This window comes from Phenylobacterium sp. (assembly GCF_030646615.1).
GTDB lineage: Bacteria > Pseudomonadota > Alphaproteobacteria > Caulobacterales > Caulobacteraceae > Phenylobacterium.
Map to the genome: position 1 here is coordinate 56412 of NZ_JAUSLG010000047.1, position 19125 is coordinate 75536.

Sequence of the window (19125 nt, forward strand, 5' to 3'; positions counted from 1 at the left end):
CTATGACTTTCATACTCTCGCGGGGAATGGGGTGGTCCTCGCCCTGCGCGGGACGCCCGGATGGAGCCGCAGAACAGCCGTGACCCGACGCGAGGCGCCCGACGACACCCTCTGCCCGGTGGCCCATTCCACAAGCCTGATCGGGGACAAGTGGTCGATCCTGGTGGTGCGCGAACTGCTGCTGGGCCAGAGCCGCTTCCAGGATCTGCAGGCCCAGACTGGCGCCACGAGCCAGATGCTGGCCGCCCGGCTCAAGCGGCTGGAGGCCGACGGCCTGGTGGCGCGGGAGGCCTATTCCGAGCGGCCCCGGCGTTATGCCTACCGGCTGACGGAAAAGGGCGCCCATCTGAAACCCGTCATCCTGGCGCTGCGGGCCTGGGGCGAGCAGTGGTGCAAGCCGCAGGCGGGGCAGCCGGCGACCTTGATGTTCCATCGAACCTGCGGCAGCGAACTTGAGCTCGACGGCCATTGCCCGAGCTGCGGCCTCATCCCGCCCTGGACCGAGATGGGCGGGCGGCCGAGCGAGGCCTGGGCCGAGGAACGCCAACGCCGGGCCGAGGCCTTCGCCGATCACAGGCGGCCCGCTCAGGACTAAACGCCACGGCGGCGCTTGCAGAACAAAAAGAGAACTTTAGAGTGGCCCCATGGCCGTTCTCGATCTGAAGCAGAAGCTCTCCATCCTCGCCGACGCGGCCAAGTATGACGCGTCCTGCGCCTCATCGGGAGCGGGCAAACGGGATTCCACAGGCGGCAAGGGGGTCGGGTCCACCGAGGGCATGGGCATCTGCCACGCCTATACGCCCGACGGCCGGTGCGTCAGCCTGCTGAAGATCCTGCTGACCAACTACTGCATCTATGACTGCGCCTATTGCGTGAACCGGGTCTCGTCCAACACCCCGCGGGCCCGGTTCAAGGTCCAGGAGGTGGTCGACCTGACGCTGGGCTTCTACAAGCGCAACTATATCGAGGGGCTGTTTCTCTCGTCCGGCATCATCCGCAACAGCGACTATACGATGGAGGCCATGGTCGCGGTCGCGCGGAGCCTGCGCGCCGACCACGACTTTCGCGGCTACATCCATCTGAAGCTGATCCCGGAAGCCTCGGTGGAGCTGACCAACCAGGCCGCCCTCTATGCTGACCGGGTCTCGATCAATGTGGAGCTGCCGCGGGAGGAGAGCCTGGCGGCCTTCGCCCCGGAAAAGGACGCCGGCGTCATCCGCAAGGCCATGGGGGCGGTGCGCCTGGGCATCGAGGCGGGCAAGGAGCCGGCCCGCAAGACCCGGCCGCCGAAGTACGCGCCCGCCGGCCAGTCGACCCAAATGATCATCGGCGCCGATGGCGCCAGCGATGGGGAAATCCTGGCGCGGTCGAACACCCTCTACGGAAATTACGGGCTGCGCCGGGTCTATTATTCGGCCTTCAGCCCGATCCCGGACGTCGCCAAGTCCCTGCCGGCCCAGCGCCCGCCCCTGATGCGCGAGCACCGCCTCTATCAGGCCGACTGGCTGATGCGGTTCTACGGCTTTGAGATGGACGAGATCGTCGCGCCGGGCGAAGACCTGGACCTGGCGATCGACCCCAAGCTCGCCTGGGCGCTTCGTCATCGGGCCGACTTCCCGGTGGATGTGAATACCGCCGCGCGCGAGACGCTGCTGCGGGTGCCCGGCCTCGGAACCCGCAGCGTGGACCGGATGATCGCCGCGCGGAGGCTGACGCGGCTGAACCTGGCCGATGTGAAGCGCCTGGCCCGCAATATCGAGAAGCTGAAGCCCTTCGTGGTCGCCAGCGACTGGAGCCCCGGCGCCCTGGCCGAACGGGCCGATCTGCGGGATCGGTTCGCGCCGCCGCCGCAGCAGTTGAGCCTGTTCTGATGCGCGTGGTGCGGCTGGGCTCCGAGACTGATTTCGAGGGCTGGCGGGCTGCGGCCCGGGCGCTGCGGGCCGAGGCGGCCACCCCGGCCGACGTGCTCTGGACCGTGGACGGCGGCCAGGCCAGCCTGTTTCCGGCCGAGACGCCGCAGGCGCCGGCGGGCGGGGAGGCGGGCTTCAAGGTCAGCCGCGCCTTCGTGGACCTGGCTGGACGGGTGGCGCTGCATCGCTCGCCGGAACGGTTCGACCTGCTCTACCGCCTGCTCTGGCGGCTGGAGGGGACGCCCCGGCTGCTGGAGATCGCCAGCGATCCCGATGTGTCCCTGGCGCTGGACATGCACAGCCAGGTGAACCGGGCCGCCCACAAGATGAAGGCCTTCGTCCGCTTTCGCCAAGTGGAGGCGCAGGACGGCGCAGACGCCTTCGTCGCCTGGTTCGAGCCGGCCCATCGGGTGACCGAGGCCACAGCGCCCTTCTTCACACGCCGGTTCGCTAACATGGCCTTCTCGATCCTGACCCCGGACGTCTGCGCCCATTGGGACACCCGGGCCCTGAGCTTCACCCCCGGCGCCGACCCGGCCGACGCCCCGGCGGGCGACGATCTGGAGGCCTATTGGCGGACCTATTTCGCCTCGACCTTCAATCCGGCGCGGCTGCGCACCGGCGCCATGGTGCGCGAAATGCCCAAGCGCTACTGGCGCAACCTGCCGGAGGCCTCGCTCATTCCGGAAATGACCCGCGCCGCTGGAGATCGGACCACCGCCATGGTCGAAAAGGCCCCGACAGAACCCGCCCGCCGCATTGTTCGCGCGGCTCGGACGGATATGCCGACGACGCCGGGCGACGCCCCGCCCTCCAGCCTGCAGGCGGTGGCCGCCGGCGTGGACGCCTGCCGCCGCTGTCATCTGTGGCGGGATGCGACCCAGGGCGTAGCCGGCGAGGGCCCCGCCGGCGCGCGGCTGATGATCGTCGGGGAACAGCCAGGGGACCAGGAGGACCTGGCGGGGCGGCCCTTCGTCGGGCCGGCGGGCCAGGTGTTCGATCGCGCCCTGGCCGCGGCCGGCGTGCCCCGGAACGAGACCTATGTCACCAATGCGGTGAAGCACTTCAAGCACCAGCTGCGGGGCAAGCGGCGGCTGCACAAGACGCCGGAGACGCCGGAGATCGAGGCCTGCCGCTGGTGGCTGGACGCCGAGCGCCGGCTGGTCCGCCCCCGCGTCATCGTGGCCATGGGCGCCACGGCGGCGCGGGCCGTTCTGGGCAAGGCCGCGCCGATCGGCAAGCTTCGCGGCCAGGCTCTGCAACTGGAAGATCAGGCCCAGGGCGTGGTCACCTGGCATCCATCCTATCTTCTGCGGGTCCCGGACGCCGAGGCCAAGGCCCGGGCGGAGGCGGAGTTCATCGAGGATCTGAGGCTCGCCTGGTCGCTGACGGATCGGGCCGCATAGGGCGGCGGCGCAAGCGCCCTGGCGTCAGGCCAGGAAGCCGGCCTCGGCGAAGTCCAGCATGCGGGCCAGCAGGCTATCGGCGTCCTGTTCCCGAGTCAGGCCGTCGGACAGGTGATGCAGGCGGTCGAACTCGGCGAAGCGGTTGTTGTGCACCATGCCCAGGCAGAAATGCAGCCGCCAGTAGACGTCCTCGAGCGCAAGCTCGGGCCGGGCGGCAATCAGGGCGTCGGCAAACCGGCGCAGGTGGGAGACGTCGTTCTGCAGCACGTCGCGCATCTGGGCCGTGCCCTCGCTGCGGGCGCGGATGATGAACTGGACGGAGATCCGCCGGTCGCCGGCGGGGTCGGCCCATTTCAGGGGCGGCGCGAACAGGGCCTCGAGGATGTCGCGCACAGGGGGCTTGCCGCCATGGCGGTCATTGGCCTCGTGCAGCATTCGGGCCCGCTCGCGGTTCAGCTCGGCCGTGCGGCGCCGAAAGATCTCGAACAGAAGGCCGTCCTTGGAGCCGAAGTGATAGTTCACCGAGGCGAGGTTCACCGCGGCCTCGGCGGTGATGTCGCGCACCGACACATTCTGGAAGCCGTGCAGGGCGAAAAGGCGCTCGGCCGCGCAGAAGACAGCCGCCTTGGTTGCGGCTTCCTGCATGTCCGCCTGAGGCGGTGGGATCACGGGCTCTGTCATGCGAATCTCAAACGTCCGTCTTCAAGCCTATCAGCCGTAGACGGACGGCGCCGCAGGGAATGGCCCTTTAGCGCGCCAGTTCGCGCATGGCCTTATCCAGGCCCTCAAGGGTCAGGGGGTACATGCGATCATTGACCAGTTGCTTCATCACCTCGACCGAGGGGGTGTGCTGCCAGTGGCGTTCGGCCGTTGGGTTCAGCCAGACCATGTGCTCATAGATCTGCGTCACCCGGTCGACCCAGACCGCGCCGGCTTCCTCGTTCCAGTGCTCCACCGAGCCGCCCGGATAGGTGATCTCATAGGGGCTCATGGTGGCGTCGCCAACGAAGATCACCTTGTAATCGCTGGAAAATTTGTGCAGCACGTCCCAGGTGTTGAGCTTCTCGGCGTGACGGCGTCGGTTGTCCTTCCACACGGTCTCATAGAGGCAGTTGTGGAAGTAGTAGAACTCCATGTTCTTGAATTCCGAGCGGGCTGCGGAGAACAGCTCCTCACAGATCTTGATATGGCTATCCATCGAGCCGCCGACATCGAAGAAGATGAGCACGCTCACCTTGTTGCGGCGCTCGGGCCGCATGTGGATGTCGAGATAGCCCTTCTCGGCGGTGCCGCGGATGGTGCCGGACATGTCCAGCTCTTCGGTCGCGCCCTCGCGGACCCATTTGCGCAGGCGGCGCAGGGCGACCTTGATGTTGCGGGTGCCGAGCTCGACGGAGTCGTCGAGGTTCTTGTACTCGCGCTTGTCCCAGACCTTGATCGCCTTGCCGTGGCGGCCCTTGTCCTGGCCGATGCGGATGCCTTCGGGGTGATAGCCGTTGGCGCCGAAGGGCGAGGTGCCGCCGGTGCCGATCATCTTGTTGCCGCCCTCGTGGCGCTCCTTCTGCTCCTTCATGCGCTCGGCGAGCGCCTCCATGAGCTTGTCGAAGCCGCCCATGGCCTCGATCTGCGCCTTTTCCTCTTCGGTGAGGAACTTCTCGCTGATCTTCTCCAGCCACTCGGCGGGAATGTCGGCCGTGCCGACCCCATCCACCTTTTCCAAGCCCTTGAAGACGTGGCCGAACACCTGGTCGAACCGGTCGATGTTCTTCTCGTCCTTCACGAGGGCGGCCCGCGACAGGTAGTAGAAATCCTCGACCGTGCGGTCGATGACCATCTTGTCGAGCCCCTCCATCAGCATGAGGTACTCTTTCAAGGACACTGGGACCTTGGCTTGGCGAAGCTCGGTGAAAAGCTGCATGAACATGGGCAGGCCTCCCAAACAGCGGGACGAACAGACGTTTGACTGGCGAGGATGGGGCGGCGGGGCCGCGATGTCCAGCGCCCCCGCCGCAAATCTCACCCGAGCCGGGGCTCAGCGCTCGCTGTCGAGCATGGCCATCTGGGCGTCGGGATAGCGGGCGCCGGGCACGGCCTCAGGCGGCGTCGCCGCAGCGATGGCGGCCAGATCCTCGGGGCTGAGGCGAAGGGCGAGATCGGCGCGGCCCTGGACCAGGTGGCGGAAAGCCAGGGCGCCGTGGCGGGGCTCTACGGATCAACGCCCCCGAGCCCGCGTGGAACTGCTGCTGGCGCCCCTGGTGGGGATTTCCTGGAGGCCCATCCCCAGGGTGCGGCTGGAGATCGCCTCGGAGGCCCCGGGACCGCTGCGCGCCTTCATCGATTTCGTCCGTGAGCGGCGGTCGCGGGACCTGGCTGTCGGCGACTAGGCCTCGAGCGCCCGGAGCTTGCGCCACACGGTCATGCGCGAGACGCCCAGGCGTCGGGCGATCTCCACGGGACCGACGCCCGCCTGTTGCAGGGCGCGAATGTCTTCGGCCTCCGGCGCCTTGCGACGCTTGCGGCCGGCCCAGGGCGGCTCCACAGCCGCCACCGCCTTCAGGGCTGCACGCAGGGCGCGACCGCCTTCGCCATCGCTGGTGATGTCGGGCTCGACGACAAACAGGCTGGCGTTGCGGGCTTCCAGCCGATCGATCACGCGCAGCACGTTGCGGGTGGAGTGGCCAAGCTGGTCAAGCCGGGTGACCACAAGCTGGTCGCCCTCACCGATGAAATCGAGGATGGAGTAGAGAACCGCGGCCTCATCGCCCCCGGGGGGCGCCGGCTCCTCGGCCCGTACAACGTGACATCCGCGGGCCTTCAAGGTCGCGGTATCCTCCGACGACCGCGCGTCGCGGAGACGGACATAACCAATTCTCAGCATCCAACTGACGCCCCGTGGCTCTACGATGACAGCGCCGCAAAATCCCAGAAGCAGGACCCTGCGTCAAAGCGCTAGCAGTTAAATCTCGGCAATAATCCGCCAATGGCGCCGGATTGAGGCTACGGTCCGAGGCATGTGCCGAACAAATATGACAGTCGGATTAGAAAATCTGTGCCGGCCGCCGAAAAATGAACTCTCGATCGACCACGGCGCCTACGGGGAAGCCGTATTCCCCGACCGGGCTGAACCCATACCGTCGGTAGAAGCGCTGCGCGCCATGGTTTAGCGACCAGACGCCGAGCCAGATATCCTGGCGCCCGGTCTCCTGCAACCAGGCGATCACGATCTCGAACAGGCGCGCGCCCACGCCGCCGCCCTGGGCCTTGGCGCGGAGATAGAGGCGCTTGACCTCGCCGGCCTCTGGCGTGACGTCCGGATGAGGCAGGTCGCAGGGGCCGGCCAGGGCGTGGCCGACGACCTCCCCGTTGGCCTGCGTCACCAGCCAGGCGGCCTTGTCCGGGTGGTTCAGAGCGCTGCGGGTGGCCTCCAGGCCATAGGCCTGGTCGAGGAAGGTCGCCAGGTCATGGGCCGGATAGAGATGGCCGAAGGTCTCGGTGAAGGTCTCCCGACCAATCCTGGCCAGGGCCTCGGCGTCGGAACTTCTCGCACGGCGGATGATCACGTCTTGCATTCCGGGGCGCTGTCGGCCGTTAGAATAGGCCCATGATCGGTCTTTATACGCATGAGGACATGCTCGACCACCGCCCGGGGGAGGATCACCCTGAGCGCCCCGAACGTCTGGCCGCCGTCATCGAGGCCCTGGAAGCCGAGCCGGACCTGGACGTCGAGCCCCGGGACGCGCCGCTGGTCGAGCGGGCCGATCTGCTGCGGGTGCACGACGCAGCCTATGTGGAGCGGATCTTCGCCGCCGCGCCCCGCGCGGGCCAGGTGCGGCTGGACGAGGACACGGTGATGTCGCCGGGCTCCCTGCTGGCGGCGCGCCGGGCGGCGGGCGCCGTCGTGGCCGCCGTGCGCGACGTCGCCGCGGGCCAGTTCGCCCGGGCCTTCTGCGCCGTACGACCGCCGGGCCATCACGCCGAGCCGGGCGCCGCCATGGGTTTCTGCATCTTTTCCAATGTGGCCATCGCCGCCCTGGTCGCCCAGGCGGCGGGGCTGAAGCGGGTGGCGGTGGTGGATTTCGACGTCCATCACGGGAACGGGACCCAGGCCGCCCTGGCGGGCCGGCCCGACATTCTCTTCGTCTCGCTTCAGCAATGGCCGCTTTGGCCCGGCACCGGCCATTTCGACGAGGTGGTGGCGGCCAATGTGGTCAACGCCGTCTCGCCGGCCGGCGGCGGCTCGGCGGGCTGGCGGACGGCATTTACCGGCCTGATGGAGCGGGTGGCGGTGTTCGCCCCGGACCTGATCCTGGTCTCGGCCGGATTCGACGCCCATCGGCACGATCCCCTGGGCGGCGGCGTGGGCGGCCAGCAGCTGGAGGCGCAGGACTATGGCTGGGCCACCGAACAGATCGTCGCCGTTGCGCAGGTCAGCGCCCGGGGCCGGGTTGTGTCGGCGCTCGAGGGCGGATACGACCTTGAGGCTCTAGGCCGGTCGGCGGTCGCGCACGTCTTGGCCCTGCAAGGGGGGTGAGGGCGCGCCGCGGACTTGGCGCGAAACCTGGGATGACATGGCCGCTTCATTGACCGTCGAGTCTCAGCCTCCCGGGGCCACAGCGCCCCGGCGTCCGGGCGCCATCATCCTGGCCCGGCATGGCGAGCCGGCCATCAGCCGCAAGATCTGGATCAACGCCGAGGGCTATCGGCAGTTCTGGGCCAAGTACGAAGTGCTGGGCATCCTGCCGGGGCAGATCCCGCCCCAGGCCCTGGTGAGCTTTGTCGCCGAGGCCGGGCTGGTGCTCTCCTCGACCCGCCAGCGCTCCATCGAGACGGCGATCGCCCTGACCCAGGGGCGAGCCTTCGACAGCGACGCGATCTTTGTCGAGGCGCCGCTGCCGCCCCCCAACCTGCCGGGCTTCATCCGCCTGACGCCGTCCATCTGGGGATTCCTCGCCCGCGTCTGGTGGTGGTTCCTCAACCACCATGAGGGGGAGGAGACCCGTCGCCAGGCCGAGAGCCGCGCTGACCAGGCCGCCGACCGGCTGATCGCCTCGGCCGAGGAAGGTCACGACGTGGTGTTGCTGGCCCATGGCTTCTTCAACTTCATGATCGGCCGGGCGCTGCGCCAGCGGGGCTGGCGGGTGGTGGTGAGCGAGGGCTACAAGTACTGGTCCATGCGCCGCTTCGAGCGCCCTTAGAGCGCGTTCCGATAAGTGGGAACCATCTGATCAAAACGCGCTCAAGACTTGGAGTGTAGAGCGGGGCCCTGGACCAAAGCCGCGGGTCGCCCGTTGCGGGCGCCGTCTCGCCTCTCTAGGTTGGCGCTTCTCCCGAGGAGCGAAATGGCCGAGATCGACGACATCCAAACCCTGACCTTCGAGCAGGCCCTGGCCGAGCTGGAAGGCATCGTCGCCAAGCTGGAATCCGGCCAGGCGGCCCTGGACGATTCCATCAGGCTCTATGAGCGGGGCGCCCAGCTCAAGGCGCACTGCGAGGCGCGTCTGGAGGCCGCGCGCCTGCGGGTCGAGAAGATCGTGGTCGGGGCCCAAGGGACTCCCTCAGCCGAGCCGGCCGAGTTCAGCTGATGGCCTTGTCCGTCGAGCGTCGCGTGGCCGAGGCCGCAGACCTGGTCACCGTCGCCCTCGACGAGCTGTTGCCCCGGGCCGACGGCCCCGAATCGCGCCTGACCGAGGCCATGCGCTATGGCGCCCTTGGCCCCGGCAAACGCCTGCGGCCCTATTTCGTGCTCGAGACCGGGCGGATGTTCGAGCTTGAGGAACGGCCGCTGCTGCGGGCGGCCTGCGCCCTGGAGTGCATCCACGCCTACAGCCTGATCCATGACGACCTGCCGGCCATGGACGACGATGACCTGCGTCACGGCCGTCCCACCGTGCACAAGGCCTATGACGAGGCCACCGCCATCCTGGCCGGCGACGCCCTGCAGGCGGCGGCCTTCGAAATCCTCGCCCACCCCGACAGCCATCCGGACGCCGCCGTCCGCGGGGAGATGGTGATGCGGCTGGCCTTCGCCAGCGGCGCCCGGGGGATGTGCGGCGGCCAGATGATCGACCTGCTCGGCGTGCGCGACGACCTGGGCGCGGTGGCCCGGATGCAGCGGATGAAGACCGGCGCCCTGATCGCCTGCGCCTTCGAACTGCCCCTGGTCATGGCCCATTCCGGCGAGGCCGAGCGCCATGCCCTGATGGCCTTCGCCCAGGATCTGGGCCTGGCCTATCAGATCGTCGACGATCTGCTGGACGCCGAGGGCGACCCCGATCTGATGGGCAAGCGCGCCGGCAAGGACGCCGCCATGGGCAAGGCCAACTACGTGACCCTGCTGGGCGCCGGCGCGGCGCGGGAGCGGCTGAACATCCTGGTGGAACAGACCAAGTCACACCTCGATCCGTTCGGCCCACAGGCTGATTTCCTGCGGGCGAGCGTCGATTTCGTGTTACAGCGCCGAAACTAGTCCCCGCATCAGTTGTTTGCCTCACTTCATGTCCTCGAAGACACCTCTGCTGGACCAGGTTTCCGCCCCCGTCGACATCCGGGGCTATGGAGTCTCGGCCCTCCAGCAACTGGCGGACGAGCTCCGCACCGAGACCATCGACGCGGTCTCCCAGACCGGCGGCCACCTGGGCGCGGGCCTGGGCGTGGTCGAGCTGACGGTCGCGCTGCACCACGTCTATGAGACGCCCAAGGACATCCTGATCTGGGATGTCGGCCACCAGGCCTATCCGCACAAGATTCTCACCGGCCGCCGGGACCGCATCCGCACCCTGCGACAGGGGGGCGGTCTGTCGGGCTTCACCAAGCGCGCCGAGAGCGAATACGACCCCTTCGGCGCGGCCCACGCCTCGACCTCGATCTCCGCGGCGCTCGGCTTCTGCGCGGCCCGCGATCAGGCCGGCCGCGACAACCGCGTGGTGGCGGTGATCGGCGACGGCTCCATGAGCGCCGGCATGGCCTATGAGGCCATGAACAACGCGGCCGAGACCACCAAGCAACTGACCGTCGTCCTCAACGACAACGACATGTCCATCGCCCCACCCGTGGGCGGGATGAGCGCCTATATGGCCCGGCTGGTGTCCGGCGGCGGCTACCAGTCCCTGCGCAATCTCGGCAAGTCGGTGGCCAAGGCCTTCCCGCGACCGATCCAGGAAGCCGCCCGCAAGGCCGAGGAATATGCCCGCGGCATGGTCACCGGCGGCACCCTGTTCGAAGAGCTGGGCTTCTACTATGTCGGCCCCATCGACGGCCACGACATGGAAGCCCTGGTGGCGGTGCTGAAGAACGCCCGGGATATTGTCGATCGCCCGGTGCTGGTCCACGTGGTGACGCAGAAGGGCAAGGGCTACGCCCCGGCCGAGAGCGCCGCCGACAAGCACCACGCCGTGGTCAAGTTCGACGTGGTCACCGGCCAGCAGGCCAAGGCCCAGGCCAAGGCGCCCAGCTACACCAAGGTGTTCGCCACCGAGCTGGTCAAGCAGGCGCAGCGCGACCCGACCATCTGCGCCATCACCGCGGCCATGCCCTCGGGTACGGGGCTCGACCTGTTCGGCCAGGCCTTCCCGGATCGCACCTATGATGTGGGCATCGCCGAGCAGCATGCGGTGACCTTCGCCGCCGGCCTCGCCGCCGACGGCATGAAGCCGTTCGCGGCCATCTATTCCACCTTCCTGCAGCGCGGCTACGACCAGGTGGTCCACGACGTGGCCATCCAGGGCCTGCCCGTGCGCTTCGCCATCGACCGGGCGGGCCTGGTGGGCGCTGACGGCCCCACCCATGCCGGCTCCTTCGATGTGGGCTTCATGGGCGCCCTGCCGGGCATGGTGCTGATGGCCGCCGCTGACGAGGCTGAACTGGCCCATATGGTCGCCACATCGGTGGCCATCGACGACCGGCCCAGCGCCTTCCGCTATCCGCGGGGGGAGGGGTCCGGCGTGGCCATTCCCGATTTCGCCGCGCCCCTGGAGATCGGTAAGGGGCGCATCGTGCGCGAAGGTACGGCCGTGGCGCTGCTGTCGTTCGGCGCCCGCCTGCCCGAATGCCTGAAGGCCGCCGACATGCTGGGCGCCCGCGGGCTTTCCACCACCGTCGCCGACGCCCGTTTCGCCAAGCCCCTGGATATCGACCTGATCCTGCGCCTGGCCCGCGAGCACGAGGCCCTGATCACGGTGGAAGAAGGCGCCATGGGCGGATTCGGGGCCTTCGTGCTGGAGGCGCTGGCCCGCCACGGCGCCCTGGACGCCGGCCTCAAGGTCCGCACCCTGACCCTGCCCGACATCTTCCAGGATCACGACAAGCCCGAGCTGATGTACGCCCAGGCCGGGCTCGACGCCGAGGGCATCGTGCGCACGGCCCTTTCGGCCCTGGGCGCCGATATCGTGGCGGCGGCCGGCCGCCGGGCCTGATCAGGCTGGCCTGATCAAGCCGAGCTGATCAGCGGCAGTAGCGCAGGAAGCTTCTGAGTTCCCGGCGGGGCGCGGCGGGCGGCGCGATGACGCTGCCCAGGGCCGCCAGGCTGAGCTCGCCGGTCTTGGCGAAATTCTCGGCGACCGGGGCGCGATCGGCGAACTCCACGCGGACCGCAGACCCCTGCGGCGAAGACCCGACGCTGGCCTGGCCCGGAATGGTGGTGGCCTGATCGCCGGAACTCAGGGTGACGCTGACTGGCCAGGGCGGGGCGCGGCCCACATCATCGACCCATCGGCCGTTCTCGTGGCGGACCGCCAGGGTTCGCGCCGCGGTGAAATAGGCGACGATCTGGCGGCTGTCCTTGGCGCAGCTCAGGGCCAGGGTCACCGCCTGTCCGTCCAGGGTCGCATAGCCCAGCTCGGCGGGGTCAGAGTCCGACCGCAGAATCCAGGTCGGCTCCTGAGCGCTCGCCGGCAGGGCGGGGATGAGCGCCAGAAGGCCGAGCGCGGACAGGGATTTGATCGACAGACGGGTCATGGCGCCAGCTTAGCGGCCAGCCGGCGCCGGCTCCAGTCCTTCCCAATCAGACCGGTTGGCCACACTGGCCAAAGAAGTCGGCCACCTTGGCGCGATCGCCGGCCAGGGCCGGGGCCGAGACGGTGCGGCCCGTTGTCCGGACGTTGAGATCCCCGGTGCGGGCGAAGCTGCGCAGGGCGGGCGTGTCGGCCGCCGCGGTCTCCATCACGACGCCGACGCCCTGGATCGGGGTGGGTCCTGCGGGGCTGGTCATTTCAAAGCGCTCGCTCTGCGAGGCCAGGGCGACGCCGGCCGACGCGGTGTCCGATGTCGTGACCGCCACCTCCACCTGGCCTGACCGCGGCTGGCAGCTCAGCATGACCAGCACATTGTCCGAGAGGGGCTCTCCATAGACCAGCTTCAGGCCCTCGCTCTGGGTCTGGTTGAAGGCCCAGCTCATGCTTGTCCGGGTCTCGGTGGTCTGGTGGGCGCAGGCCGCCGCGATAACGAGGGCTGCGGACAGGCCAAAGATCGAACGGGTGCGCATGGTCCGGCGTCTCCTTCGAGAAAGACAACGCCGGCCCCGGCCCAGGGTTCACCAGTTTGGGTTCAGAAGGGCGAGAAGGTTTCCACCAGGGACTGGCCGGCCGGCGTTTTCTGCACGCGGCTGATATCGCCACGACCGCCATAGCTGATGCGCGCTTCGGCGATCTGGGAATGGCGGATGGTGTTGGACGAGGTGATGTCCTCCGGCCGGATGATGCCGGCCACCGACAGCTGGCGAACCTCGTTGTTGGTCCGGACCTCCTGGGTGGCCTGGATCATCATATTGCCGTTGGGCAGCACGGCGGTGACCACGGCGGCGACCGTCAGGCTTATCTTTTCTGACCGGGAGACCGAGCCCGAGCCGGTATTGCTGGACGAGGATTTGGTGGAGATGGCGTTGGCCGGGTCGAAGCCGCCCGGCAGGATGCGGCCGAGGCTCGACTCCAGGCCCAGGAAGTTGGGCACGCCGGCCGAGACGCCGCCGCTGCGGCTGCTGGTGCTGGCGTTGGAGGTCTGGGCGCGATCGTCGATGTCGATCTGGACGGTCACGATGTCGCCCACGCGGTTGGCCCGCTGGTCCAGGAAGAAGGCCCGGGCGCCGCTGCGCCACAGGGAGTTGGCCGAGGCCGGGGTCGGCATGGGCTGGTTGGCCGAGGTCAGGATCATCTGCTGCTGCGGAACCAGGGCGGCGGGATAGCGCACCGGCGTCAGGTCGGGGCCGGCGACGGCCTCATGGACGGTGGAGCAGGCGCCGAGCGGCAGCAGGGCGAGGAGGGCGAGGGTGGCGAGGCGCATGGCGCGATCTCTCTGTTTGCGGGTCAACGCAGGGCGTAGCGGGTGGCCGGAGCGGCCTGAATCTGGTCGGCGGCGGGACCGACCGCGGCCTGGCCAGGTCCGGTGGCCACGGCCTGGATGGTGCGTTTGGAGCTGAGGTTCTGGGCGGCGAAGCCTTCGCCGATCGTGGCCCGGCCCATGGCCTTGGCCTTGGCGCTCAGCACCATGCCGGCGGCCTCATAGGTCAGGGTGATGATGTCGCCCGTGGCGATCACCTGGGGGGCGCTGACATCGCGCCCCGACACCGCCGAGCCGGCGCGCAACGGGCGGCGGGCCGAGAGGCCGACCACCTGGTCGGCGTCATGAGGCGCGTCGCTGGGCGCCAGGGCGGCCTTGGCCCAGATCAGGTCCTCGGGCTGGACGATCTCGCCGGTGGAGAGGCTGCGGGCATAGGTCAGCACCTCGACATTGCCGGTCCGCGCCACGGTAGCCGAGGCCCCGCCGTCGGCGCCGGAACGGACGATGATGCGGCGGACGCCCTCGGCGTTGGCCCAGTCGAGGCCCGCCCGACGGGCCAGTTGCTGCACCGCGCCGGCGTCGAGCACGACGGTGAGGCCGGGCTTGGCCGCCACGCGCACATCGGCCGCCGAGCCGGCCCCGTCGAACAGGTCGCCCAAGGTGACGATCCCATCGGAGTCGGCGGTTTCGGCCTTGAGGTTGACCGGCTGGCCGGCCTGGGCGGCGGCGGCGAGGCCAAGCCAGAGGCCGGCGGCGAGGCTGAGACGGCGCAGGCTCATCATGACTTCACCGAATTGGCGGCCTGCAGCATCTCGTCAGCCGCCGAGATGACCTTGGAGTTCATCTCATAGGCCCGCTGGGCGACGATCAGGGAGGTGATCTCGGTCACCGCATCGACATTGGAGGCCTCGGTATAGCCCTGCAGCAGGTTGCCGAAGCCGTCGATCCCAGGCGCGCCGACATTGGCGGGGCCGGAGGCGGCCGTCTCCATCAGCAGATTGTCGCCGATGGCGCTCAGGCCGGCCTCGTTGACGAAGTTGGCCAGCTCGATCTGGCCGACCACCTCAGTCTCGGTCTGGCCCGCACGAACCGCCTGGACCTGGCCGGTCTTCGAGACCGAGATCGAGGTCGCGTCATTGGGCACATTGATCGCCGGCTGGATCGTATAGCCGTCCTCCGTCACCAGCAGGCCGTCGGCGTTGAGCGACAGGTTGCCGGCCCGGGTATAGGCGGTCTCGCCGGAGGGCATCAGCACCTGGAAGAAGCCACGGCCCTCGATGGCGAGGTCATAGGGGTTGCCGGTTTGAGTGACCGCGCCCTGCTCGGTGATGCGATAGACCGAACCGGCCTTCACCCCGCCGCCGATCTGCACGCCGGTGGGCACGATGGCGCCCTCGGCGGCCATGGCGCCGGCCCGTTCCATGGTGTGATAGAGCAGGTCCTGGAACTCGGCGCGCTGCTTCTTGAAGCCCACCGTGTTCATGTTGGCGATGTTGTTCGAGATGACCTCGACGTTCAGCTGCTGGGCGGACATGCCCGTTGCGGCGGTACGAAGTGCCTGCATGGGTGAAGACCTTCTCTAAGAACTCTAGTTCGCGCGGCCCATGCGCTCGACAGCGCGGCGGGACAGGTCGGCGGAGGATTCCATCATCTTGGTGATGCTCTCATAGGCCCGGGTGACCTCGATCAGCCGGGTGATCTCCAGGATGGGTTTGACGTTGGAGCTTTCCAGCATGCCCTGGTGCATCCGCACGTCGGGGGCCTGGGCGGGGGCGAGGTTGGCGGTGTTGCGCAGCAGGTTGTCGCCGGTCTTTTCCAGAACCGAGAGGTCGTCGAACCGCACCACGGCCACCCGGCCGATGATGTTCTCGCCCTGGCTGATCGTGCCGTCCTTGGCGATGGTGACCTTGCCCTCTTCGGGATTGATGACGATCTCGCCGCCGCCATCTCCCGCCAGGGGCTGTCCGCCCTGGGTGGTGATGCGGCCCAGTTCGTCCAGACGGAAGCGGCCATCCCGGGTGTAGCGGGGGCCATCGTCGGTGACGATTTCGAAGAAGCCTTCGCCCTCGATCCCCAGGTCCAGGTCAGATCCGGTGGTGAACAGGCCGCCCTGACCAAAGTCGCGGGCCACGCCGCCGTCGAGGACGAACTTCACCGGCCTTGGCGCGCCGTCATTGGAGGCCGGCGCCTTGGGCTCGGTGCGGGCCATCAGGGACTCGACCTTGAAGCCCACCGTGTCGGCATTGGCCACGTTGTTGGCGATGATGTCCAACTCGCGCCGCAGGACCATCTGGCGCGACAGGCCGACATAAACCGCATTGTCCATCCGCTCGCCTCCCTGGGTGCGACATGATTGTCCACCTGGGTCATGCAAGCTTCGGGCCACCTGAAAATATCAAACAAAACAACGGCTAAGAAGGTTAATTTTCGCCCTCTGGCGGATTTTGCCGGGCAGGATCGGCCGCCGTTAACAGGTGTAAAAACCTATCCTTAACCACCGCTCTGGCATGGCTGAGGCGCAAGAGTCTAAGGAGCCGCGCGCGTGGCCAAGAAAAAGGTCAAGGAAGCCCCCGAGGACGGCGCTGAAGGCGCTGAAGACGGCGAAGGCGCGCCTGCCAAGAAGAAGCTTCCGCTCAAGCTTCTGATCATTGGCGGCGTCGGCGCCCTCGTGGTGCTGGGCGGCGGCGGGGCGGCGGCCTTCATCTTCCTCAAGCCCAAGCCGGCGGCGGAGGGCGACGCCGCTCACGCCGAGAAGGCCGACCACGGCAAGGAAAAAAAGGATAAGAAGGGCAAGGACGGCGAGCACGCCGAGGCGCCCGAAAGCCCCGCGGTGATCCGGCCGGGTCCCGAGGGCGTGGTCTTCTACACCCTGCCCGACATCGTCGTGAACATGCAGACCGCCGAGGGCAAGGCGACCTTCCTCAAGCTGAAGCTGACCCTGGAGCTGCCGGACGGCACGGTGACCGAGCAGCTGAATCCGAACCTTCCGCGCCTGCAGGACATGTTCCAGACCTTCCTGCGCGAGCTTCGGCCCGAAGACCTGTCAGGCAGCCAGGGCAGCTACCAGCTGCGGATGGAGATCCTGCGCCGGGTCAATCTGGTGATCGCGCCCGCCAAGGTGAACGCCGTCCTGATCGAGGAGATGCTCATCAACTGATCCGCAGCTTGCGGACGGTTGAGCTTTCGCCATGGCAGACGACAGCGACATCACTGAGGAAAACGCACCCGACGCCTGGGGTGCGTCGGCCGAGGCCGATCCCTTCGCCGGGGCCGAGCGCATCCTCAATCAGGATGAGATCGACAGCCTGCTGGGCTTCGATCTGTCCGACGATGAGTCGTCGGAGCGGACGGGCATCCGCGCCATCATCAATTCGGCCCTGGTGTCCTACGAGCGCCTGCCGATGCTGGAGATCGTCTTCGATCGCCTGGTGCGGCTGATGACGACGTCCCTGCGCAACTTCACCTCGGACAATGTCGAGGTCAGCCTCGACAACATCTCGTCGATCCGCTTCGGCGACTATCTGAACTCTATCCCGCTGCCGGCCATCCTGGCGGTGTTCAAGGCCGAGGAGCTGGAGAATTACGGCCTGCTGACGGTCGATTCGAACCTGATCTATTCCATCGTCGACGTGCTGCTGGGCGGGCGTCGCGGCACCGCGGCCATGCGGATCGAAGGCCGGCCCTACACCACCATCGAGCGGGTGCTGGTCCAGCGGATGGTCGAGGTCGTGCTGGCCGATGCACGGGCCGCCTTCGAGCCTCTGACGCCGGTCTCGTTCGTGCTCGACCGGCTGGAGACCAATCCCCGCTTCGCCGCCATCGCCCGGCCGGCCAACGCCGCCATCCTGGTGAAGCTGCGCATCGACATGGAAGACCGCGGCGGACGCATCGAGCTCTTGCTGCCCTATGCGACCCTTGAGCCCATCCGCAAGATGCTGCTGCAGCAGTTCATGGGCGAGAAGTTCGGCCGCGACAACATCTGGGAGGGCCACCTGGCCACCGAGCTCTGGACCACCCAGATGGAGGTCCGCTGCGTCCTGGATGAACTGCAAATTCCGCTGCAGCAGCTCCTGAACCTGCAGGTCGGCGACACCATCACCCTCAACGCCACCCCGGAATCGCCGGTGGAGCTGAGGGCGGGGACCATCCCCCTGACCCGCGGCCATATGGGCCGCCGCAATCACAACATCGCCGTCCGCGTCGAGGCTCCGCTCTCGCCGCAGGCCCGCAAAGCCGTGCAGAGGATCTGATGAGTCTGGTGGCGATCTCCATGAATCTGCTTCTGGCGGTGCTCCTGGCCGCGGCCCTGGTCATGGGCTGGCGGCTGAACCGCCGGCTCAAGGCCCTGCGCGACAGCCATGAGGGCTTCGCCCAGGCCGTGGCCGACCTGGACGCCGCCGCCCGGCGGGCCGAACAGGGCCTGGCCGATCTGCGCGCCGCCACCGACGAGGCCGCCGAAACCCTGGGCGACCGGGTGTCCGAGGCCCGCCAGCTCTCCACCCGCCTGGAACGGCAGATCAAGGAAGGCCCGGCCCTGCATCAGGCCGAAGAGGCCGAGCGCGCCGCCGAACGTCGGCTGGGGTCTCTGCTGTCGGGCGCCCATGAGCTACGTCCCGCCCGTCCGCGGGCAGAGCCGGAACGCGCCGCCCGGCCCCTGTCCCGTCCGATCGGCCAGCCCGTCTCGCGGATGGCGCGGGCCTTGGAAGACGATCTGTTCGACAGTCCCGACGCCGCTGGCGCGGGCGACCTGCGCAGGGCCCGCCGATGAAGTCTGTTCCCCGCATCCTGCCCATCGTCGGCGTCGCCATCGGCGGCGTCCTGCTGGTCAATGCGCTCGCCGGCGCCCAGTCCCTGCCGGAACTGGTCTCCGGCGCCCGGGCCTTCGCCGAAGAGGCCGTGGGCCAGGCGGCGGCCGAAAAGTCCGAAACCGCCGTCGCCCCGACGGGGGAGGGCGCGGACGCCGCCGCGACGTCTTCGATCCCCAAGCCCGTCCAGGCCTGCGCGCCGACGGCGGCCGAACTCGCCCGGGAGGCGGGCCTATCGCCGGCCGAGCTGCAGGTGCTGCAGAGCCTCGGCGAGCGCCGCGGCCAACTGGACGCTCGCGAGCAGTCCATGGAGACCCAGCTCGCCCTGATGGCTGCGGCCGAAGCCAAGCTGGACGCCAAGGTCAAGGCGCTGAACGGCCTGAAGAGCGATATCGAAGGCCTGATGGGCCAGGCCGATGCAGCGGAAAACGCCGAGGTCGCCCGGATGGTCAAGGTCTTCGAGGCCATGAAGCCGAAAGACTCCGCAGCCCGCATGACCGTACTGGACGACTCCGTGCGCCTGCCCATCGCCGCGGCGATGAAGGAGCGCGCGCTCTCGGCCATGCTGGCGGCCATGCCGCCGAACGAGGCCAAGAAGCTGACCGAAAGCCTGGCCAGCCGCTTCGACACCGCCCGCACCCTCGGCCAGGCCCTGGAGAAGACCGAGGCCCAGGCCGCCGCCGCAGCCCCTGCCGCACCCGCCGCCGCTCCGGCGGCCAAGGCCGGCGCCTGACC

General features: G+C 68.5%; 23 protein-coding genes. 13 read left to right on the forward strand and 10 right to left on the reverse strand.

The features are described 5' to 3' along the window. Positions 1 to 79: 79 nt before the first annotated feature. The 3 genes from Q7S93_RS07925 to Q7S93_RS07935 are packed head-to-tail and all read left to right on the forward strand — an operon-like array spanning position 80 to position 3316. Complete coding sequence (locus Q7S93_RS07925; RefSeq protein ID WP_304713338.1) at positions 80 to 595, forward strand: winged helix-turn-helix transcriptional regulator; 516 nt, start codon at positions 80 to 82, stop codon at positions 593 to 595. Positions 596 to 644: 49 nt separating this feature from the next. Further along, a complete protein-coding gene (locus tag Q7S93_RS07930; protein ID WP_304713339.1) occupies positions 645 to 1871 on the forward strand; it encodes a putative DNA modification/repair radical SAM protein in 1227 nt (408 codons plus the stop codon). After that, on the forward strand, positions 1871 to 3316 hold the full coding sequence (locus Q7S93_RS07935; protein WP_304713340.1) for a UdgX family uracil-DNA binding protein: 1446 nt from the start codon (positions 1871 to 1873) through the stop codon (positions 3314 to 3316). Before Q7S93_RS07930 ends, Q7S93_RS07935 begins: the two co-directional genes overlap by 1 nt. Positions 3317 to 3340: 24 nt before the next feature. Here the strand turns inward: Q7S93_RS07935 and Q7S93_RS07940 are convergent, their stop codons facing one another. Then, a complete protein-coding gene (locus Q7S93_RS07940) occupies positions 3341 to 3997 on the reverse strand; it encodes a TetR/AcrR family transcriptional regulator (protein ID WP_304713341.1) in 657 nt (218 codons plus the stop codon). A 67-nt stretch (positions 3998 to 4064) separates the two neighbouring features. Continuing rightward, a complete protein-coding gene (locus tag Q7S93_RS07945; protein ID WP_304713342.1) occupies positions 4065 to 5240 on the reverse strand; it encodes a vWA domain-containing protein in 1176 nt (391 codons plus the stop codon). A gap of 307 nt (positions 5241 to 5547) precedes the next feature. Here Q7S93_RS07945 and Q7S93_RS07950 point away from each other — a divergent pair, with 307 nt between their 5' ends. Then, entirely contained in the window at positions 5548 to 5700 is a 153-nt protein-coding gene (locus tag Q7S93_RS07950) for a hypothetical protein (RefSeq protein ID WP_304713343.1), read from the forward strand. On the opposite strand, the gene Q7S93_RS07955 is transcribed toward Q7S93_RS07950, so the two are convergent. Then, a complete protein-coding gene (locus tag Q7S93_RS07955; RefSeq protein WP_304713344.1) occupies positions 5697 to 6134 on the reverse strand; it encodes a recombinase family protein in 438 nt (145 codons plus the stop codon). The two genes, Q7S93_RS07950 and Q7S93_RS07955, sit on opposite strands and share 4 nt — an antisense overlap. 220 nt (positions 6135 to 6354) lie before the next feature. Continuing rightward, positions 6355 to 6885 (reverse strand): GNAT family N-acetyltransferase, encoded by a 531-nt coding sequence (locus tag Q7S93_RS07960; RefSeq protein ID WP_304713346.1) that lies wholly within the window; start codon positions 6883 to 6885, stop codon positions 6355 to 6357. Positions 6886 to 6917: 32 nt separating this feature from the next. Between Q7S93_RS07960 and Q7S93_RS07965 the strand changes: the two genes are divergently transcribed. The 5 genes from Q7S93_RS07965 (at position 6918) to dxs (ending at position 11727) form a co-directional block, all read left to right on the forward strand. Next, a complete protein-coding gene (locus Q7S93_RS07965) occupies positions 6918 to 7847 on the forward strand; it encodes a histone deacetylase family protein (RefSeq protein ID WP_304713347.1) in 930 nt (309 codons plus the stop codon). Positions 7848 to 7884: 37 nt separating this feature from the next. After that, on the forward strand, positions 7885 to 8511 hold the full coding sequence (locus tag Q7S93_RS07970) for a phosphoglycerate mutase family protein (protein ID WP_304713348.1): 627 nt from the start codon (positions 7885 to 7887) through the stop codon (positions 8509 to 8511). 144 nt (positions 8512 to 8655) lie between these two features. Next, positions 8656 to 8898: an exodeoxyribonuclease VII small subunit gene (locus Q7S93_RS07975; protein WP_304713349.1), complete on the forward strand. Its 243-nt coding sequence runs from the start codon at positions 8656 to 8658 to the stop codon at positions 8896 to 8898. Then, positions 8898 to 9782 (forward strand): polyprenyl synthetase family protein, encoded by an 885-nt coding sequence (locus tag Q7S93_RS07980; protein ID WP_304713350.1) that lies wholly within the window; start codon positions 8898 to 8900, stop codon positions 9780 to 9782. Before Q7S93_RS07975 ends, Q7S93_RS07980 begins: the two co-directional genes overlap by 1 nt. A gap of 28 nt (positions 9783 to 9810) precedes the next feature. Beyond that, the gene (gene dxs / locus Q7S93_RS07985) at positions 9811 to 11727 is read left to right on the forward strand and encodes a 1-deoxy-D-xylulose-5-phosphate synthase (RefSeq protein ID WP_304713351.1); all 1917 of its coding nucleotides are present in this window, start codon (positions 9811 to 9813) and stop codon (positions 11725 to 11727) included. A 28-nt stretch (positions 11728 to 11755) separates the two neighbouring features. Here the strand turns inward: dxs and Q7S93_RS07990 are convergent, their stop codons facing one another. The 6 genes from Q7S93_RS07990 to flgF form a co-directional block, all read right to left on the reverse strand. Next, positions 11756 to 12268 (reverse strand): hypothetical protein, encoded by a 513-nt coding sequence (locus Q7S93_RS07990; protein ID WP_304713352.1) that lies wholly within the window; start codon positions 12266 to 12268, stop codon positions 11756 to 11758. Between the two features lie 46 nt (positions 12269 to 12314). Then, positions 12315 to 12794 (reverse strand): hypothetical protein, encoded by a 480-nt coding sequence (locus tag Q7S93_RS07995; RefSeq protein ID WP_304713353.1) that lies wholly within the window; start codon positions 12792 to 12794, stop codon positions 12315 to 12317. A 62-nt stretch (positions 12795 to 12856) separates the two neighbouring features. Next, positions 12857 to 13588, reverse strand: coding sequence for a flagellar basal body L-ring protein FlgH (gene flgH, locus Q7S93_RS08000; RefSeq protein ID WP_304713354.1), 732 nt, complete (start codon positions 13586 to 13588; stop codon positions 12857 to 12859). Positions 13589 to 13611: 23 nt separating this feature from the next. Further along, positions 13612 to 14358, reverse strand: coding sequence for a flagellar basal body P-ring formation chaperone FlgA (gene flgA / locus Q7S93_RS08005; RefSeq protein WP_370652104.1), 747 nt, complete (start codon positions 14356 to 14358; stop codon positions 13612 to 13614). Between the two features lie 5 nt (positions 14359 to 14363). Beyond that, positions 14364 to 15149, reverse strand: coding sequence for a flagellar basal-body rod protein FlgG (flgG, locus tag Q7S93_RS08010; protein ID WP_304713356.1), 786 nt, complete (start codon positions 15147 to 15149; stop codon positions 14364 to 14366). 24 nt (positions 15150 to 15173) lie between these two features. Beyond that, the gene (gene flgF / locus Q7S93_RS08015; RefSeq protein WP_304713357.1) at positions 15174 to 15911 is read right to left on the reverse strand and encodes a flagellar basal-body rod protein FlgF; all 738 of its coding nucleotides are present in this window, start codon (positions 15909 to 15911) and stop codon (positions 15174 to 15176) included. A gap of 216 nt (positions 15912 to 16127) precedes the next feature. Here flgF and Q7S93_RS08020 point away from each other — a divergent pair, with 216 nt between their 5' ends. From Q7S93_RS08020 to Q7S93_RS08035, 4 genes are read left to right on the forward strand one after another with little or no spacing between them, the layout of a single operon-like run. Next, positions 16128 to 16742, forward strand: coding sequence for a flagellar basal body-associated FliL family protein (locus tag Q7S93_RS08020; RefSeq protein WP_304713358.1), 615 nt, complete (start codon positions 16128 to 16130; stop codon positions 16740 to 16742). 31 nt (positions 16743 to 16773) lie between these two features. Next, a complete protein-coding gene (fliM, locus tag Q7S93_RS08025) occupies positions 16774 to 17835 on the forward strand; it encodes a flagellar motor switch protein FliM (protein ID WP_304713359.1) in 1062 nt (353 codons plus the stop codon). Beyond that, positions 17835 to 18353, forward strand: coding sequence for a DUF6468 domain-containing protein (locus Q7S93_RS08030; RefSeq protein WP_304713360.1), 519 nt, complete (start codon positions 17835 to 17837; stop codon positions 18351 to 18353). The genes fliM and Q7S93_RS08030 overlap by 1 nt, the downstream gene beginning before the upstream one ends. Continuing rightward, positions 18350 to 19123: a MotE family protein gene (locus Q7S93_RS08035; RefSeq protein WP_304713361.1), complete on the forward strand. Its 774-nt coding sequence runs from the start codon at positions 18350 to 18352 to the stop codon at positions 19121 to 19123. The genes Q7S93_RS08030 and Q7S93_RS08035 overlap by 4 nt, the downstream gene beginning before the upstream one ends. Positions 19124 to 19125 lie beyond the last annotated feature (2 nt).

What these genes read in the sequence shown, in the direction of transcription:
- Q7S93_RS07930 (WP_304713339.1), top strand. Translation starts at nt 645, where the DNA reads ATGGCCGTTCTCGATCTGAAGCAGAAGCTCTCCATCCTCGCCGACGCG.
- Q7S93_RS07935 (WP_304713340.1), top strand. Translation starts at nt 1,871, where the DNA reads ATGCGCGTGGTGCGGCTGGGCTCCGAGACTGATTTCGAGGGCTGGCGG.
- Q7S93_RS07940 (WP_304713341.1), bottom strand. Translation starts at nt 3,997, where the DNA reads ATGACAGAGCCCGTGATCCCACCGCCTCAGGCGGACATGCAGGAAGCC.
- Q7S93_RS07945 (WP_304713342.1), bottom strand. Translation starts at nt 5,240, where the DNA reads ATGTTCATGCAGCTTTTCACCGAGCTTCGCCAAGCCAAGGTCCCAGTG.
- Q7S93_RS07960 (WP_304713346.1), bottom strand. Translation starts at nt 6,885, where the DNA reads ATGCAAGACGTGATCATCCGCCGTGCGAGAAGTTCCGACGCCGAGGCC.
- Q7S93_RS07965 (WP_304713347.1), top strand. Translation starts at nt 6,918, where the DNA reads ATGATCGGTCTTTATACGCATGAGGACATGCTCGACCACCGCCCGGGG.
- Q7S93_RS07970 (WP_304713348.1), top strand. Translation starts at nt 7,885, where the DNA reads ATGGCCGCTTCATTGACCGTCGAGTCTCAGCCTCCCGGGGCCACAGCG.
- Q7S93_RS07975 (WP_304713349.1), top strand. Translation starts at nt 8,656, where the DNA reads ATGGCCGAGATCGACGACATCCAAACCCTGACCTTCGAGCAGGCCCTG.
- Q7S93_RS07980 (WP_304713350.1), top strand. Translation starts at nt 8,898, where the DNA reads ATGGCCTTGTCCGTCGAGCGTCGCGTGGCCGAGGCCGCAGACCTGGTC.
- dxs (WP_304713351.1), top strand. Translation starts at nt 9,811, where the DNA reads ATGTCCTCGAAGACACCTCTGCTGGACCAGGTTTCCGCCCCCGTCGAC.
- Q7S93_RS07990 (WP_304713352.1), bottom strand. Translation starts at nt 12,268, where the DNA reads ATGACCCGTCTGTCGATCAAATCCCTGTCCGCGCTCGGCCTTCTGGCG.
- Q7S93_RS07995 (WP_304713353.1), bottom strand. Translation starts at nt 12,794, where the DNA reads ATGCGCACCCGTTCGATCTTTGGCCTGTCCGCAGCCCTCGTTATCGCG.
- flgH (WP_304713354.1), bottom strand. Translation starts at nt 13,588, where the DNA reads ATGCGCCTCGCCACCCTCGCCCTCCTCGCCCTGCTGCCGCTCGGCGCC.
- flgG (WP_304713356.1), bottom strand. Translation starts at nt 15,149, where the DNA reads ATGCAGGCACTTCGTACCGCCGCAACGGGCATGTCCGCCCAGCAGCTG.
- flgF (WP_304713357.1), bottom strand. Translation starts at nt 15,911, where the DNA reads ATGGACAATGCGGTTTATGTCGGCCTGTCGCGCCAGATGGTCCTGCGG.
- fliM (WP_304713359.1), top strand. Translation starts at nt 16,774, where the DNA reads ATGGCAGACGACAGCGACATCACTGAGGAAAACGCACCCGACGCCTGG.
- Q7S93_RS08030 (WP_304713360.1), top strand. Translation starts at nt 17,835, where the DNA reads ATGAGTCTGGTGGCGATCTCCATGAATCTGCTTCTGGCGGTGCTCCTG.
- Q7S93_RS08035 (WP_304713361.1), top strand. Translation starts at nt 18,350, where the DNA reads ATGAAGTCTGTTCCCCGCATCCTGCCCATCGTCGGCGTCGCCATCGGC.